This is a genomic window from Arthrobacter sp. MYb213 (genome assembly GCF_002979915.1).
Lineage (GTDB): Bacteria > Actinomycetota > Actinomycetes > Actinomycetales > Micrococcaceae > Glutamicibacter.
This window is the reverse complement of the sequence record NZ_PCQA01000003.1, coordinates 411,539-427,213: the sequence shown is the minus strand read 5'-3', so window position 1 is coordinate 427,213 and position 15,675 is coordinate 411,539. Positions and strand designations below refer to the sequence as shown.

Below are 15,675 nucleotides of genomic sequence, written 5' to 3'. Positions count from 1 at the left end.
GCCACATGATTGGACAAGTCGTAGGAAAGACACCAACGGGTCACGTGTCAGGTGAGTCACAATCACGAGGCAGGACGGCCAGTCCCTATCCTGCCAGCTAGTCCCAGACCAGCTGCCTCAAGTCTCACAGTGTCAGGGTTGAACGGTACCAACGCCTCACAGCAAATCCACCCCAGCATGTAGGGCAAGAACCAGGAAACTAACACCCGTGTCGAACCTAGCCGTAACCCAACTAGGACAAGATAGTCCTATGACTAATCCCGGAGCCCGCGCCGGTGGACCATCCCGACGCAGGACATTCACCCCCACCGAAAAACTTGAACTACTTGCGGGCTACGAAGCCGCGATCTCCGAGCAACAAGGCGGCGCCTACCTGCGCGAGAACGGAGTGTACTCCTCGCAGATCACCGAATGGCGCAAACTACGTGACGCCGGAGTCCTCGAAGGAAAAACGGACGGCACTCGCATTGGGAAACTTTCCGCCGAGCAAGCCGAAATTGCCCGTCTGCGCCGCCAGTTAGAGGTGAGCGAGGACAAGCGGAAGAAAACCGAGGACGCCCTAGACATCATGGGAAAACTCTCGGCGTTCTTCGAGAACGCCATCAACGAGTCGCAGGACGAACCGAAGCCCACGAAGCGATGAAGCGATGAAGCGATGAAGCGATGAAGCGATGAAGCGATGAAGCGATGAAGCGATGAAGCGATGAAGCGAGCTTACCAACAGCTGCTGGGCATCAAAATCCCGCAACGGAACGCCGCTGACATGGTCGGCGTTTCACGCACAACGATGAACCGCAAGCCGAGCAAACCGCAAGACGCTCCGCGTCCAGTACCACCGAACAAGCTCACTGATGCTGAACGGGCTGCGATTCTTGACGCTTTGAACAGCCCAGAATGTGTGGATATGGCCCCGATGCAGGTCTATGCAAAGTTACTCGATGACGGACAATATTTGGGTTCTTTATCAACGTTCTACCGGGTACTCAATGAGAACCGCCTGGTCAAGGAACGCCGCCGGTTGGCGAAGCATAAGCCGCGTGCCATCCCCGAGCTGGAGGCTAACGCCCCAGGTGAGGTGATCAGTTGGGACATCACAAAATTAGCAGGCCCTGTGAAAGGCAAGTACTTCGACTGCTATCTCATGGTCGATATTTATTCACGGTATATCGTTGGTGCGCACGTGCACGCTACCGAGTCCGACCGCCTGGCTGTGGAAATGATGAAAGAAATCTTTGGTGTTCATGGAATACCTTTAGTAGTCCACGCGGACCGCGGGACTAGCATGACATCGAAGACGGTCGCGGCTTTGCTCTCTGATTTAGAAGTGACTAGATCGCATTCAAGACCGAGGGTGAGTAACGATAATCCCTACTCAGAATCGTTATTTAAAACTTTGAAGTATGCTCCGCAGTTCCCTGAACGTTTCTCTTTATTGAGTGATGCGCGCTTGTTTATCAGTGAATTCGTGCAGTGGTACAATCATGCTCATCAGCATTCGGGGATTGGGTTGCATACGACGGCGGACGTTCATTTTGGGTTGGCTGATTCGGTCGCTGCGAAGCGTTCACAGACGCTGGCGGCGGCTCGTTCTCGGTATCCTGAACGTTTTAGTACGTCGCAGGATCCGAAGATTTTGGCGATGCCTGAAGCTGCGTGGATTAACAATCCTCAGGCTCGGGCAGTTCAGGCTGCTTGATAGTTATTTAGACTTGCGTTGGTACCGTTTGACTTGAAAAATTCCGTTTATGCAGGGCGAAGAATCCAAGTGTGAATATGGAAATTTTTTCACATACGAGTCACACGAGGGTACGTTCCTCTGGTCGGATGGGTTGCATTTGCACACGGTGTATCCAGTACTGCGCATTCTCTTATACCTAATCCTGATAGTTTGCCGGGGGCCGTGGATCGTCGGCGGATATACGCATCGCTATGATGTGAACAAGCCGTAGACGACCGAGGAGAGATCTGAATGTCACGCATTGAATGGACGAGATACACCGGGGAAGACATCGAATCGGTGGTCGCGATGTTCATCAGCGGGGATCATCCGGCCGCGGAACGGATCACTCCGTCCATTGGCGACGGTGGTATTGACGTGTTGGTCAAGACCGATAAGACACGTGTCTACCAAGTGAAGAAGTTCGCAGGTCCCCTTTCAGCTAGCCAGGCAAACCAGGTTAAGAAGTCGGTCGATAGATTGTGCGCTGACCCCCGGGTCAAAGATTTGCAGGTGGACGAATGGCATTTGGTGATGCCTTGGGACGCAACCTTAGAAACGAAGAAGTGGGTGACGGAGTATGTCACCGGAAAAGATCTGCCAGAGCCTATTTGGGATGGTTTGACACAGTGCGATTTTTGGGCCAGCAAATACCCACACATCGTTGATTATTACTTGGGCGGGAACGCCGAGCGTATTCGGAAGATGGCGTTATCCATGGTCCAGGGATTGCGCCTGAAAAACATTAGGGAAGAAGACGTCCAAAGTAGAGACTTCTCCGGCTTTGCGGACGAGCTCAGGGAGACCACGGAGATACTCAACCGTGAAGACCCGTTCTACTCCTATGGAATCCATGTGGAACCACAGTTCAAGACTCCCGACAGGAAAGACGTGCGCGAGGAGCTGACGAACATCAAACCCGGGGTAGTCCTCTCTACCTTGATGGGCGACGGACAGGTGAGCGTGCGCATAGATGTCTATGTGAAGAACCAGGTGGCGTCGCAGCTGAATCCGCTGAAGATCAACGTCGTCATGACTGCAAAGCGTGAGTCCGAGGAAGAGACCGCAATCCAGGACTTTAGAAAGTTTGGCAGTCCAATGGAGTTGTCTACTGGCGTTAGTGGTTCATCTACGTTCCCTGGAGGACTCGGAGGAGACTTCGAGAATGCAAGCGTAATGGTGTTTCCGGTTTCCGATATCCACGAAGAGGAACGCGAGCAGCGTTTGGTGCTCTTCGACGAGGAAGACTGCCTGGTTGATTCACTCGTATTTCAGCGGGAATACACCACGACAGGCGTTCCTGCTGGGGACCTTGGCCCGAGGGGTATGGAGTCGCGCCTGATTGATGACTGCGGCGTCTTGGGAGTTCGTCTGAGGTTTGATGTGGATGAGCAAACCTCGGGGATGGCCACAACGGTCCACCCTCCGCATGGAAAGCTTGCCATCGATGTTCTGCCAGTGCTGCGCTTCTATCAGAAAATGAAAGCCCCTAATACGTTGACCTTCGCTCCGCGATTCGGTCCCATACCTGACCTTCGAGAGCCGTTGATGGAAAGGGACGCCAACATTACCGATCTGTGGGTCGACGTGGCCGAGGCGCTCAAACTCATCCAGGAACACACTGCACAAAGGCTGCATTTTCCGAATCTTGAACACATGGAGGAAAAATCAATTCTCGAGGTTCTGCGTGCGGGCACTCTGCTCCAAGGGCAGACGCTCACGGAGCGCATGACGCTCGTTGCAACGGATCATGACTCCACGGTATCGGACGAAGTCAGAACGCTTACGATGCTTGTACCTTGGCGAATCGAGTTACAGGGTGTATCCGTCAACCTGGGCTATCTCGCCTACGTGTTTTCAGGCTCACTGCATCAGCGAGATCAAGAGCTGGAGGGGGGCAGATACGACGTATGGAGCGTTGATGACAGCAAGGTGCTTGTCCGAGTGCTCTCAGAGGAAGAGAAGAAGGCTCTACCGGACATCCCGACACTGGGTGGCAGCTCGTAGCGTCTCGTTGCACAGAGACAGGGGAAAAGGTGCTCTTGTCCCGAATGTCCCGGACACCCTTAGCCGACTCCGCTCAGACTTCCAGAACGACGTCCATCAAAGCATCGGCGATTTCTCCGCGAGGCCGTAAGCAAGAAAAATCTAGGGAATGCATACAGCACACCTTTGACGAAGACGACAAATCGCACCAAGGTCGCTTCGAAATCTTATATGGCTATACCGGGAGCAAAAGCGGATGCACACGCTTTCGGCCATGCCCGAAGTTTCTAGGATCCTAATCTTAGGAACTGCGGCCATGAATCCGTTTGGGGAAGCTCCTTGGATTACTTAGCGCTCCATTCCCGCCGGGACTTCTCCGCATCTGCATATTCACCACCCAGGATTTTATAGGTCATAGATCGAGCATCGTGCTCGTTCTCGTAGCTTTGGGTCCTGTCCATGGCAATGATAATGGCGTTGTCAGCGACGATCCGCAATCCCCATTTTCCGTCTCCTCGTTCATCTACCACCCGTTTTGCCATTTGTACTTTCCTTTCTAGTTCGCTATTGAAAGCCCGCGAGGGCCGAAAAAGTGGATTGTGAACCGTCTGTAATTGTTGGTAGTGGCTGGCCTGGGGCTAGCCACCTTTAGTGCGTCACTAACGCTGCAACCACGGTCGTCAATTTGGACGACCACCGGATCTCGGACACTCAGATAGTGATTTTTGACCAGCACAGAATCGTTGCTGAGGCCACTGTTGAATCTGGGTGCCTAGTGCTCGGTGTCATTGGTGCTCGTCGTAATATACGACATCGGTCGCGGGTTGGGATACCCTCGTGATTCTGTGCGATATTGGGCTCTACGAGCAAATGAACGAATTCACGCGGCAGTCTCTCGTCGCGTCCACTAGTGGGGAACAGCCAACTTGAGCAACTATATGATCGCGCCGTACGTCTTCCAGACGAAAATTCGTAGGAGTAATCCTCCAGTCGCGAAGACTCTGGCCGATATTGATGGCAAAAAAACCGGGCTCGAAGACGCCACTGGCAACGTCTTGGCGGCGATACTGAATCGCACGGGTGGGTATCAGGACAAACAAGACCCCAACAAGCATTATGTTCTTAAATCGGTCCGGGCGGCTGCAGGGGTTGGCTATCTTCTAAAAGTCGAGCCTGGAAGGAAAGGCATTCAGAGCACGCTCAAGCAGCATACGGGCGTCGTCGCTCGAACTGTCGGGGACGTAGAATATGTCGCGCTTCGCCATCTCATCTATTTCCCTCCCAATGGGCATACTGCTTTGATTTTTGCTGAGCGGCACGGCATTTACGGCGCGATCTCGTTCCTGAGGCCGGCGCTCCATCAAGTGTTGACTGAAAAATTTCCGGCCCTCACTTTTTCTATCGATGCCATGACAACGTTGGCTGCACTCGTCAATGCCTCTTACAGCGATCTTGTTTTTAAAGCCCCAGGTAAGCGAGACGCCAGCGGTCGGTATTTGGACTCAGGTAGTCGCGTTAGTATCCGTGTCGGCTTCCGGGGCAAACGAAAGGTTAAGGATCTAATGGCCAACGGTCACAAGATTGACGCAAAGAAGGTCTATGGCATTCTTACGCAAGAAGGAAGTGAGTTTGGTGTGTCGGCTCCGATCGATTCAAAGGGCTGGGAAGCCTCTATGAAAGTGGAGACAGGAGATGGCCCCCCTCGGACTTTCAAGATCGATGACGCGGGCCCGGCACTGATTTACCCGATCAACGGAGCAACGATAAACGGGCAAGTTGTCAGTACGAGCAGCTATCCTACGGATGAGCAGTTCTTGGGTGTGTGCGAGAACATCATCGACGACATTTCAGGCCAGTTTGATATTGTAAGTGGCCAGAAATTGCCTAAGGACAGTAAGTTCTTGAACTGGGACGGAACCCAGCGCGTCCCATGGGAGGTGACCTATTTTGACAGTCCTTAGTCCAACTGAGATATTCCGAGGCCAGTTCACGAAGTCTCGACCAGTCTCCTGGCGCGTAATCCGATGGACAGAGATTGGACTACTCGTCCTATCTTTGGCCCCCGGAGGCGTGATGATTTGGCAGCACGTCAGCACTATTGCTGTGGGTGCGGTCCTCACAGCGACTTCTATCATCACTGGCCTAACTTTCACCATGGCGATGAGATTTTGGGAGAAAAGGGTCGACATAACCACGGCTCCCCAAACTGCTGGTTATTTAGAGCGGAAGACTCTCGTCGACGGGCTCGGAACTCACTTAATTTGGACGGTCCTCGTTGGCGTTGCCAGCACCGCCTGGTCTGCATTTGGGGCTCTCGTGTCGGGGCCGAATCTAGCAGTGTGGGCCACTGCGGTTTGCGCGACTTTGTTGTCTTACCAACTGTTGATGGTCGCTGAGGCTCTGCTCAAGCTGTACACGAGCTCGATAGAACTTGGTCAGTGATGGCCGCTAACGCCCGCGTCCGACAGCTGTCTCGGCTGTTGAGGAATTTCAGCTTGCGATGACCCGATGGATTGTGACGTGTCGGCTCGTCAGGATCTGATTTGTGACAGTATCGTCGAGCGGCTATTCGATGAAGAAAAGTGCCTTGCTCACGGACCCGCACGCTGTTTACGCGTGAGGAAGACATATACTCTCCCGGGCCACGTTAGGGGCACCCAGCCCGGTTCAAAATTTCGGTCGGGAACACAAACGGGAAACCCCGGAATCCTGGACTGGCTCACCGAGTTGCACTTTGGCTGCAATGCCAATGAAGCGGCAAAACCCTCAGCAGCCGAAACGGCGAACCACCTATCGATCTTGCCGGCAGGGAAGTTGGAAAGCCTATGTGGCGGATTTTGCCACTGCGCACCAAGGCGTCGAAGGCAGCCGCACTCTCAGCGATGGGCGTGTGCGGATCGTACTGGTGTGCGTAGTACAGGTCGATGTAATCGGTGCCCAACCGTGTGAGCGAGGCAACCGTGGCAGCTGCCATGTTCCCAACGGACGGCTCGGGCAACTCGGGGTGCTGGGCAACCTTTGTGGCCACCAACAGACGTTCACGACCACCCTTGTCCAGCCACGAGCCTATGATTTTCTCGGATTCCCCACCCGGGTTGCCTTCCATTCACACCGGGTAGGAACCAGCGGAGTCAACGAAGTTGCCACCAGCTTCCACAAACGCGTCAAGCACACCGTAGGAGGCGGCTTCGCCCGTGGTCCACCCGAAGGTATTTCCTACAATGTTCAGTCCGAAGACTTCGAGGTTTGAGGTTCCGAGGATACTCATACGCGCTCCTTGTAAAAGACAATCAGTTACTAGAGCGGGGAATGGTCGTCGCGAATGGCAACCTCGCTGTCACGTGCAGCTTTCCAACAAGTCACCAGAATCCTACAGTTCTACACCGGCGAGCGCCGGGCGAGTCAAACATCCTATTGGCCCACCGGCGGCTGCTCGGCGCTGCAGACGGGAGTCTTCCATATTGTTGCGAGGAAATCGATCCCAGGAATCCAGGTCTTCATTCCAAGGCATCCCCGGAAGCATTTAGTGCAGTTGTGGTACCCGCACCCCCGCACCCTGAATGAGGTTGACGCCAAACTCGGTGACTTCAGCGTTGGCCACGCGCAGATGCTCCTTGCCATACAAGTCCGAGAACAACAGTCGAATGAGTGTTCCGTGGCTAAATATCACTATGCGCAGTTCAGGATAAACAGATTTCAACCAATCGAATGCGGCAGTGCCGCGAGACACCACGGATTTGACACTCTCACCGCCCTCCATCAGGCTGCGTTTAGTCACCTCATCAAAGCCCGTGATGTTTGCGCCCTCCGCCGAGCCATAGCCGCGCTCCACCAATGCGGGCACCTCTGCCACGGCGTCGACGCCCAACCGGGTGGAGATGACCCGGGCAGTCTCACTGGCACGACCCAGCGTTGAGCTGAAGGCCATGTGCCGTTGTCCCGCTCCGGCCAGTTCTTCTGCCGCTGCAAGTGCCTGCTGCCGTCCAGTGTTGTTCAGTGGGATACCGCCCTGCCCTGCAACCGACCAGATTTGGTCCGCGCGGTTTCCCCATGGCGGAACAGCGCCCAAGATCCCTCATTCATACCGCTGGTGGACAAGCTCATCAACCAGATGATCGCTACCGAAGCGCTGCCCACCATCGACGGGGATCACCAGGCGCTGGAGGAATTAGCTCAGCAGATCCTAGAACGTTTCTACAACCCGTTCCTGCAGCACCGACTGGCAGATATTGCGCTCACTGCCTTGTCGAAATGGACCACGCGCAACCTCCCATTGGTACAAGAACGGTGGGTATACGGCGGCGATGCACCCCGGATCGTGCTCTCCTTCGCAGTCCTTCTGGTGCTTTACAGCGTCGCGTCGGAGAATGCGGAGTTCGAGCCGCGGGATGAGGCACGGATAGTCGAAGAATGGCGCAGCGCCTTCTTCCGGGCTGACATTCCGAGCTGGGCTTGAGGAGCTGTGGGAATCCATTCGCTGCCCGAGCTCATCGGCGAGACAAAGGCCAGGAGGCTGGCGGATGAAACGTCACAGGCCGTGGAACTCATCTTCGAGCAGAGCATGGCCACCGCCGTTCAGGCACGTCTGGTCTAACACAGTGATGGCTCCACCAACTCGGGCGTCCCCGGCACCACGGTATCGGTCCGACGCGCCACCGCCCATGTGTCCCAGTTGATCGTCGCCGCCAGAATCATCCCGTGGCTAGCGCCATCATCGCCGCATCCGAGGGTCGGTGCCCGCGGATTCGCCGCGATCGCGTTCTTGGAGGCGACGTCCAACAGTGTGGCCACCACGGTGAAGGAGCCCGAGTTGCTCCGCCTCAGATTGCCGTGTTACCCCAGCGGACCGCCGAAGAACGCATCTTTGTGGCTAGGCACGCTGTTTTGCCTCGTCATCGACGAGCTGCTGAGGGCAAAGGCCCTTACTCGGTGGGGTCGGAGAACTGCGCGGCCAGCCGTTCCAGGGTGCGCTCCATATTGGGCCCGGTGCTCCGGGTGAAGCCCATCAGCCGCAGCAGCCACTTGTGCCGCAACCGGCTGGCGTCCCAGGTTTCGCTGACCAGTGTCCCGGACCCGACAGCTTCCAGCTCGTAGCGCCACCGATGCCTGCTGAAGTGCCGCCAAGCGATCTGCCGGTCCTGCTCGAATTCCACCACGGTATTGCTGATCCGGTACGGGACCCCTAAGCGCATCTGCATGCCGAACTCGCTGCCCAGGCGGAGCTTGCCTCCCTGCGCGTTCGAGGCCCGCACCGTTCCCGAGCCGTCGATGACCGGGTGCATAGCAGGATCGGTGAGCAGTTCGAAGATCTCTGTAGGCGTGGCGGCCACGAGGCGGCTGCGGGTTTGGCGATACGGGGATTCACTCATCAGCCCATCCTATGCAGCATCTACTCCTGTGCCCGGTAGCCGGGCCTATCCGCAACGATGTTGTTGTGCCATTCTTGGTTGACCTGCACCCTCAGGAAAGGAAAACGATGAGCCAGCAAAGCGATCAGGACCTTGTACTTGGCCCGATGTTGCGCCATGTGGATGCCACCTCCGCCAGCATCTGGGTTGAGACCGCCCGGTCTTGCACCGTCGAGGTCCGCTGCAGTGAATCCACATGGAGTGCGCCGACTTTTGCTGCCCACGGCCACCACTATGCGTTAGTTCAGCTGACGGGGCTGAAGGTTGGAAGTGTGAGTCCCTACAGCGTGTATCTGGATGGGGAACTGGTCTGGCCGCGCGAGGATAGATTCCCCGATTCCATGATCGCCACCATCGACCCCGCGAAGAATCCACGGCTGGCATTCGGGTCCTGCCGCACCAGCGTTCCGCACGACGCGGCGGGCAACAGCAAGCACGGTGTTGACGCGATGCGCGCCTATGCCCTGTCCATGTCGGGCCCGGGGCACGGACCGTGGCCAGATTTGATGCTCTTCCTCGGGGATCAGGTTTATGCCGACTCCACCAGTGACCAGATGCGCGAGTTCATCCGCAGTCGGCGCGATATCAGAGATGAACCCGGTACCGAGCTGAAGGACTTTGAGGAATACGCCCACCTATACCGGTTGGCTTGGTCGGACCCGGCCAATCGTTGGCTTCTTTCCACCCTGCCCAGCGCCATGATCTTCGACGACCACGACATCCGCGACGATTGGAACTCCTCGCGCAGTTGGAAACAGGACATGGAGCAGACCAGCTGGTGGCACCAACGCATTGTTGCGGGCCTCGGCTCATATTGGATCTATCAGCACCTCGGCAATCTCTCCCGTGTGGAACGGGCTGCAGATCCACTATGGCAACGCATCGCGGCGCACCCCGGCCCCGAAGAATTGGATATCACTGCCGACTTAGATCGGTTCGCCGAGCGCGTCGATGCCGCACCGGAAGAATACCGCTTCAGCTACTGCCGCGACTGGGATACGGTGCGGCTGATCGTTGTGGACTCACGTGCCGCGCGCAGCCTCGACCCCGGAAGGCGTGCCCTGCTCGATCCATCGGAAAGTGCGTGGCTCGACGAGCACATGCAAGGCGGATTCCGTCACCTGCTGATCGGTACTTCCCTTCCCTTTCTGTTGCCCATGGGCCTGCATCACGTGGAAGCGTGGAATGAGGTCTTTTCCTCCGGGGAACGCGGCCAGGCCAAGGCATGGCTCGGCGAACGATTGCGCCGGACCGTGGACCTTGAACATTGGGCGGCGTTCCAACAAAGTTTCCAGGACGTGGCCCGGTGGGCCACCGAGGTCGCCGATGGCAAGCGGGGTCGCGCCCCGCAGTCCGTAACCTTCCTCTCCGGCGACGTGCATTTCTCCTATGTCTCCGAGGTGGAACGCGAGACCGGGAGCAGGATCCTGCAGGCTGTGTGTTCGCCCATCCGCAACCCGCTACCCCGGTTGATGCGCTACTTTGCCGCAGCTTTGGCTTTGGGGCCGGCCGTCCCGTTCGGGGCTTGGATGGCGCGGAGGGCACATGTGCCTGACCCACCTTTTCGCTGGGACGGCATCTTGGGTCCGTGGTTCGATAACAATCTGGCCATCCTTCAGGACACCAAGGACGGGCTGGAGATCAGCTGGGTTACGGGGGTGGTTGAGAACCGAGACCATCTGCACCCGAGGTTGGAAACCGTCAAAGTGGCAGCGATCGAGCCGCGCGAGGGTGGGCGTGAAGGCATGCCGAGTCCGTAACCCCAATCGCTGCCGGCAAGCCAGCTCCAAAGTCCCACATCAGGGAATTGCAGACCCCAGAGGACTGCCCATGTCATGTTCACCCGCAGCGGGAGTATGCAGCGCGCGGGCAACCGGGCAGTCGTGATGTGCGCTGACCGGGGTACTACCTGACTAGGTCCGTGGCCCGCGTGAAACAGGCGGGTCCGCCGGCATGAGCAACTGACCAGTCGACTCTGTGGCGATCCCGCTCCAACTGCGTAGACGAGGCAAGGACGCTGCCACACCTGCTTTCCAGCGGTCTGGCGAGTGCTGGCTCCCCCACACCGACAGCGCCATGCAGTCGCCTAGCCCAACCATTTGGCTGGGTCCCCCGACCGTGTGGGAATTCCAGCGCAGAATATTCAGCTCAGAATCATCGAGTCGATATCGTCTCGAACCCACCTCTGGCCACCGCGCCGAAGGTTGTTGGCTAGGGGCAGCTGATGCGAAGCGCTTTCGATAATATGCATGAGATAACCGCCGGTGTTTGGGAACGCTACGAGATCCCCCTTGGTCACTCCACCAGGAAATTCAAAGTGGCGGCGTAGGATCAGTTCCTCTTCAATGCAATATGCACCCACCAAGAAAGCACTACTTTCCTTGCGTTCGCCCCGTGACCTCTGCGAGTGGATCAGAATCGGGTCCAGCAAGTAGTCAGCAGAAGTTGACCGGCACTGAGTTCTATTCATATGCAGTCCCACCAGTGGGAGACCGTCGCTACGCGTCTTAGTGAATGCGACTTCCGCTAGAGTCAGCCCGCAACCATCCAGAAGCGATCTTCCTGGTTCACAGCGCAGTTGAACGCCACGTTCTTTGAGCATCGTGGCGACCGTCTGCTCTTCACCGTCTGCAGTGCTCTCAAGAACCTTGCCAAGCCACTCACCACGGATCAGCTTCTGATGGTACGGATATACGGCACCGCTAGGTGTCGCTCCGGTAGCTCCCAACCGATCAGACTTCCAGGTTAGGGATTCATCGCCTTCTGGAAGTTCGGCGAGCGCTTGCCAGAAGTCAGTCCACTGCTGCGCATCATCTAGATAGGACATGGGAATTCCTCCGCCTATGTCTACGAATTCTGGTTTGTGGCTACGTTCCCGGAGTGCATCAATGAGTTCTAATGATTCGCGGAGAACTATTGCACGTTGCTCTGCACTGTATCCGTTGAGGTGGAAGTGGATCCCAGATACTTCCAAAGTCTCTGAAAGATCTGTTTCTTCCAGGAAGCTAAGCCACTGCTCAGCACGCATTCCGAAGCGGGTAGGTGCAATTGATTTGTTTGACGAGGCCAGTCTTAAGGCAATGGAGACGCGCTTACCAGTTTCTGCAGCAATCTCTTGAAGATCTAGAGCCTCGTCCACGTTGTCTAAGCTCAGCACCACACCATGGTCTACGGCAAGGCGCAGTAAGGCAAGAGATTTGACCGCGGCGGTAACGATCAAGCGGTCTCCTGGCACTCCGCGTTTGAGGCACTGGTCCAGTTCATTAAAACTGGCTACGTCTATTCCGCAGCCCTCAGCTATGGCTTGGTCAATGGCACCAAGTGTCTTGTTGGCTTTACGGGCCAGATAGATCTGGAAGTCGACCTCATGTGCAGCCGCGGCATCTCTTAGCTCAGCAATGTTCCTGCTCATGGGTGAGAAGTCATGAAGGTTTAGCGGGGAGCCATGTTCTTCGATTAGTTCTTGGCAGAGTACTGGATCACCAACTAACCGTTCCATCCATGGTTCGAGGCGTGCTGTGAGTGGAACGGTTCCGTGCATCAGCGGTGGCATCAATTAGCTGCTACTTTCTGGCTTGGCGCGGCTACTAGCCGCTTTATACGTTTGGCCCATTCCTGGAATTCCGGGTGCAGGTTTCGATTTAAGGTGTCATGGCCCAAGGTTGGGTCTTCGGTGGGCCGGCCAAGTGCTGTTAGAGATTCGTTGCGTTCGCCGCGCACATTCAGGCAGGTGCCGTCCGTATCGGTCAATAATCCACGTTCTCCAGACCTAACAAGCACTTCACCGGCGGTCAGCAAGTCACGGATCATTTCGTTTGCAGGTTTTCCGTCAGGTTCTATAAGAACTCCAGCAGGTGCAGTGACCGCATTGATGGTTACGACATCTGCCAATTGGTGAGTTTGTCCCAGTGGCTCGTGGCTCAGTATTCCGGCATCGTAGAGCGCCAACAGTTTGAGCGCCGTAAGTTCAGGAGGGCCGAAGGCCATACGTTCTAGGTTGGCCGCGATGATCCTGAATTGTTTGCGCTCAGAGGCAGCCCAGCTAATCCTCGACAACGCATCCACAATCTGCGGATAGAGACCTGCCCATACGACACCCCACACCCACTCGTGGCTGTAAGTGTCCAATCCGTGGTTGGCGCGCAGGCTTGTGCGAAGCTGCGCTGCCGGTGATTCTTTGGCTTTCATTTCTTCAGATATCCCCGCAAGAACAGTGCTCCACAAAGTTGCTTCGTTGGCAGGTACTCCAACAAGGCCAGTGCATTGCACTGCACAGGCAAGCAGGATGCTCCACAGTCCGTCGAATTCAGAAGTTACCGTCTGCCCGTTAACTCGGCCGGCATCTTTACGAGCGCTTCCCCACCTCCGTATCGGTTCACGGTAGGTATCGAGAACATCCCGTACTTCTTGCGGAACATTGAGCGGTTTTGGACTCAAAGAAATGTTGCTTCGTGAGGTCAAAATGATTCGCGAGGGCTCTTCGCCACGAGGCAAATACCGTAGGGCGCTCAAACCGTCCTCGGTTATTTGCTCCCACCTTCCGCCGCGCCCCTCGGTCAGCGTCAGCACCACGTCATAAGCGGTCAATGCAGCTCCGCGCACCAGTACTTGGCTTCCAGCAGGCACCGCAGGGATAAGTCCTTCGGTCCGCTCGACAGTCAGCTCCGCCGCGCTCAGAGTTCCATGCTCAGTGCTCGCCAGTTGATATCCAGCCAACCCATGCCCGGTGCTGATAACTACTTCGTCATAGAGTTTTGATTCGAGCTGAGTCGATACTTCCCACTGTGGCCCGCGGCGTACTAGCGACGTCACGGCGTTAGCGCGATGGGTTACCTGCAGTGCGCCCTGTTCTACGAGCCTCTGGAACTGCTCATTCAAGTACTCCCCAACTAACGCACGAGCCGGAAAAGTATCATTCTCAGCGTGTGCATCCTTGGTGGCTCGCCACTGGTTGAAAGTCTGAGTGCACAGGGTGGAAGAGGCATCGATAATACGTGGATTGACGTTCAGCCTAAGTTCTCTGGGTTGACCGGTATTCCATACTCTTCCGGCGCCAGGCGGATACGGGTCATAAACATCAACGTGTACCGGTCCATCCCCCGCGTCTAAGCAATCATTGAGTTCAAGCAACGCGAACAAGCACTTGGGACCGCCACCAATCATCGCGATCCGTGTCATTGTGCCGCTTGATCTTCCAACAATGCATCGCCGAATGCTTCGGGTTCTTCACCTAAGTTCTCACGAACCCACTCTTCGTTATAGACACTATGCAGGTACGGCACTCCCGAGTCATGGACCAGGAAGGCAATGCGTGAGCCGCTAGGTATTTCAGGCAGCATCTGTCCCATGGCCGCGACGATTGCTCCGGTAGAAGCACCAGCAAGAATTCCCTCACTGCGCGCGAGCTTCCGGCAGCCGTGCACCATGTCGATTTCAGGGATTCGGAACACCCTATCTGGCTCAGCCTGTAACGAAAGCTCCGGAACAATTCCCGCGCCTAGACCCGGCAAACGCCGATTCCCTGATTCTCCACCGAAGAGCACCGAGCCCATAGCGTCCACGGCAATGAGCTTCGTTGCCAGCCCGTGATCACGCACGTAGTTCTGGCACCCCAGAATGGTCCCGGTAGTACTGGTGGCGACAAACAGCATGTCTAAGCGTCCATCTAACGCTTCCATGATCTCTGGCATCGTGGAGGAAAAATGTGCTGCAGGATTGTGCGGTGAACCGTATTGATTGGTGGTGACGGCGCCCGGATTCTCAGCCAACAGTTGCTGGACTTTACGGCGTCTAGCTGCCAGCTTATTACCGTCCGCAGGATCCAACACAAGTTCTACGTGTGCTCCGTAGGCACGCATGATATCTACGGCAGACTTGTTCGCATTTTCATCTACTACCGCCACAAATTTAATGCCGCGCACCACGCACTGCCTGGCTAAGGCGATACCTAAATTCCCTGAGGTTGATTCAATGACCATTCCGCCGGCTTTTAGCTGGCCTGAGCTAATGAAAGCATTCACCAGACTTCCCGCGGTGCGTTCCTTAGTGCTGCCCGAAAGCTGCAGAGAATCAAGTTTTGCAAACACCTGGATCTCAGGTGCATCAAAAAGTCTCTCTAGGCGCACGGTAGGAGAATTGAAAGGCTCTAATGTGCCGACACTATCCATGTTCATTAACTCGCATTCTCGCGGTGACGAAACCATCTGGTGTGTACTTCTTGACCTAGCTATTGGGTAGCTGACGCACCACCACCCATTTTTGGCAATTCTAAACATCAAAGATGCGAAGTGGCTAGGAAAATCTTAGACCCACAGGTAGCTCTAAAGTCACTGCTCCAATCAAGGCATTCAGCGACGGAATACGTAGGCGATACTTGGACGCGTTGCAGTCTCACTTTGTTGCTTCCAAGTGTCGGCAAATGTTTACTTCTATGTGGCGTCCCGGGCAAGGGATGGAGAACTGCTCAGTACGTATGCTGTTTCAGATATTGCTGAGCAACTTGCAGGAAAACCGGCCGTCGGAAGAGACCGAGCAACACAAGGCGTTAACAGATTCAGGCTCCCC

The 15,675-nt window shown here is 55.9% G+C and carries 13 protein-coding genes and 2 pseudogenes; 7 read left to right on the top strand and 8 right to left on the bottom strand.

Annotated features, from left to right (window positions below; all coding sequences use genetic code 11):
• Window positions 1-250: 250 nt before the first annotated feature.
• From CQ011_RS18190 to CQ011_RS09465, 3 genes and pseudogenes are all read left to right on the top strand, one after another.
• A pseudogene (locus CQ011_RS18190) lies at window positions 251-628 on the top strand (transposase); the annotation flags it as partial.
• Window positions 629-697: 69 nt separating this feature from the next.
• Window positions 698-1,696: pseudogene (locus CQ011_RS09470) on the top strand (DDE-type integrase/transposase/recombinase); the annotation flags it as partial.
• 273 nt (window positions 1,697-1,969) lie between these two features.
• Window positions 1,970-3,724 carry a hypothetical protein gene (locus CQ011_RS09465; RefSeq protein ID WP_105677279.1) on the top strand — a complete coding sequence of 585 codons (1,755 nt, stop codon included), beginning with the start codon at window positions 1,970-1,972 and terminating at the stop codon, window positions 3,722-3,724.
• Window positions 3,725-4,047: 323 nt separating this feature from the next.
• On the opposite strand, the gene CQ011_RS09460 is transcribed toward CQ011_RS09465, so the two are convergent.
• On the bottom strand, window positions 4,048-4,245 hold the full coding sequence (locus CQ011_RS09460) for a hypothetical protein (RefSeq protein WP_105677277.1): 198 nt from the start codon (window positions 4,243-4,245) through the stop codon (window positions 4,048-4,050).
• A gap of 384 nt (window positions 4,246-4,629) precedes the next feature.
• Between CQ011_RS09460 and CQ011_RS09455 the strand changes: the two genes are divergently transcribed.
• Complete coding sequence (locus CQ011_RS09455; protein ID WP_146112595.1) at window positions 4,630-5,664, top strand: hypothetical protein; 1,035 nt, start codon at window positions 4,630-4,632, stop codon at window positions 5,662-5,664.
• Window positions 5,665-6,422: 758 nt separating this feature from the next.
• Here CQ011_RS09455 and CQ011_RS09445 read toward each other — a convergent pair.
• The 3 genes from CQ011_RS09445 to CQ011_RS09440 form a co-directional block, all read right to left on the bottom strand.
• Window positions 6,423-6,809, bottom strand: a complete 387-nt coding sequence (locus tag CQ011_RS09445) for an aldo/keto reductase (protein WP_219844203.1) — start codon at window positions 6,807-6,809, stop codon at window positions 6,423-6,425.
• Entirely contained in the window at window positions 6,810-6,971 is a 162-nt protein-coding gene (locus CQ011_RS17985; RefSeq protein WP_219844202.1) for a hypothetical protein, read from the bottom strand.
• Between the two features lie 255 nt (window positions 6,972-7,226).
• Entirely contained in the window at window positions 7,227-7,772 is a 546-nt protein-coding gene (locus CQ011_RS09440; RefSeq protein WP_181148059.1) for a histidine phosphatase family protein, read from the bottom strand.
• A 21-nt stretch (window positions 7,773-7,793) separates the two neighbouring features.
• On the opposite strand from CQ011_RS09440, the gene CQ011_RS09435 reads away from it, so the two are divergent.
• Window positions 7,794-8,159, top strand: coding sequence for a mannitol dehydrogenase family protein (locus CQ011_RS09435; RefSeq protein ID WP_105677262.1), 366 nt, complete (start codon window positions 7,794-7,796; stop codon window positions 8,157-8,159).
• A gap of 6 nt (window positions 8,160-8,165) precedes the next feature.
• Window positions 8,166-8,297, top strand: coding sequence for a hypothetical protein (locus tag CQ011_RS18045; protein WP_286161144.1), 132 nt, complete (start codon window positions 8,166-8,168; stop codon window positions 8,295-8,297).
• Window positions 8,298-8,625: 328 nt separating this feature from the next.
• On the opposite strand, the gene CQ011_RS09425 is transcribed toward CQ011_RS18045, so the two are convergent.
• A complete protein-coding gene (locus tag CQ011_RS09425) occupies window positions 8,626-9,072 on the bottom strand; it encodes an SRPBCC family protein (RefSeq protein ID WP_105677253.1) in 447 nt (148 codons plus the stop codon).
• A 107-nt stretch (window positions 9,073-9,179) separates the two neighbouring features.
• Here CQ011_RS09425 and CQ011_RS09420 point away from each other — a divergent pair, with 107 nt between their 5' ends.
• Window positions 9,180-10,871, top strand: a complete 1,692-nt coding sequence (locus CQ011_RS09420; RefSeq protein ID WP_286161143.1) for an alkaline phosphatase D family protein — start codon at window positions 9,180-9,182, stop codon at window positions 10,869-10,871.
• A gap of 383 nt (window positions 10,872-11,254) precedes the next feature.
• Here the strand turns inward: CQ011_RS09420 and CQ011_RS09415 are convergent, their stop codons facing one another.
• The 3 genes from CQ011_RS09415 to CQ011_RS09405 are packed head-to-tail and all read right to left on the bottom strand — an operon-like array spanning window position 11,255 to window position 15,284.
• Complete coding sequence (locus CQ011_RS09415; protein WP_105677249.1) at window positions 11,255-12,664, bottom strand: Y4yA family PLP-dependent enzyme; 1,410 nt, start codon at window positions 12,662-12,664, stop codon at window positions 11,255-11,257.
• Window positions 12,664-14,289 carry an FAD/NAD(P)-binding protein gene (locus CQ011_RS09410; RefSeq protein WP_105677246.1) on the bottom strand — a complete coding sequence of 542 codons (1,626 nt, stop codon included), beginning with the start codon at window positions 14,287-14,289 and terminating at the stop codon, window positions 12,664-12,666. The genes CQ011_RS09415 and CQ011_RS09410 overlap by 1 nt, the downstream gene beginning before the upstream one ends.
• On the bottom strand, window positions 14,286-15,284 hold the full coding sequence (locus tag CQ011_RS09405) for a pyridoxal-phosphate dependent enzyme (RefSeq protein WP_181148058.1): 999 nt from the start codon (window positions 15,282-15,284) through the stop codon (window positions 14,286-14,288). Before CQ011_RS09405 ends, CQ011_RS09410 begins: the two co-directional genes overlap by 4 nt.
• Window positions 15,285-15,675 lie beyond the last annotated feature (391 nt).

Coding starts and splice junctions, on each gene's coding strand:
- CQ011_RS09405 (WP_181148058.1), bottom strand. CDS start 15,284: ATGAACATGGATAGTGTCGGCACATTAGAGCCTTTCAATTCTCCTACC.
- CQ011_RS09460 (WP_105677277.1), bottom strand. CDS start 4,245: ATGGCAAAACGGGTGGTAGATGAACGAGGAGACGGAAAATGGGGATTG.
- CQ011_RS09410 (WP_105677246.1), bottom strand. CDS start 14,289: ATGACACGGATCGCGATGATTGGTGGCGGTCCCAAGTGCTTGTTCGCG.
- CQ011_RS09415 (WP_105677249.1), bottom strand. CDS start 12,664: ATGCCACCGCTGATGCACGGAACCGTTCCACTCACAGCACGCCTCGAA.
- CQ011_RS09425 (WP_105677253.1), bottom strand. CDS start 9,072: ATGAGTGAATCCCCGTATCGCCAAACCCGCAGCCGCCTCGTGGCCGCC.
- CQ011_RS17985 (WP_219844202.1), bottom strand. CDS start 6,971: ATGAGTATCCTCGGAACCTCAAACCTCGAAGTCTTCGGACTGAACATT.
- CQ011_RS09465 (WP_105677279.1), top strand. CDS start 1,970: ATGTCACGCATTGAATGGACGAGATACACCGGGGAAGACATCGAATCG.
- CQ011_RS09445 (WP_219844203.1), bottom strand. CDS start 6,809: ATGGAAGGCAACCCGGGTGGGGAATCCGAGAAAATCATAGGCTCGTGG.
- CQ011_RS09420 (WP_286161143.1), top strand. CDS start 9,180: ATGAGCCAGCAAAGCGATCAGGACCTTGTACTTGGCCCGATGTTGCGC.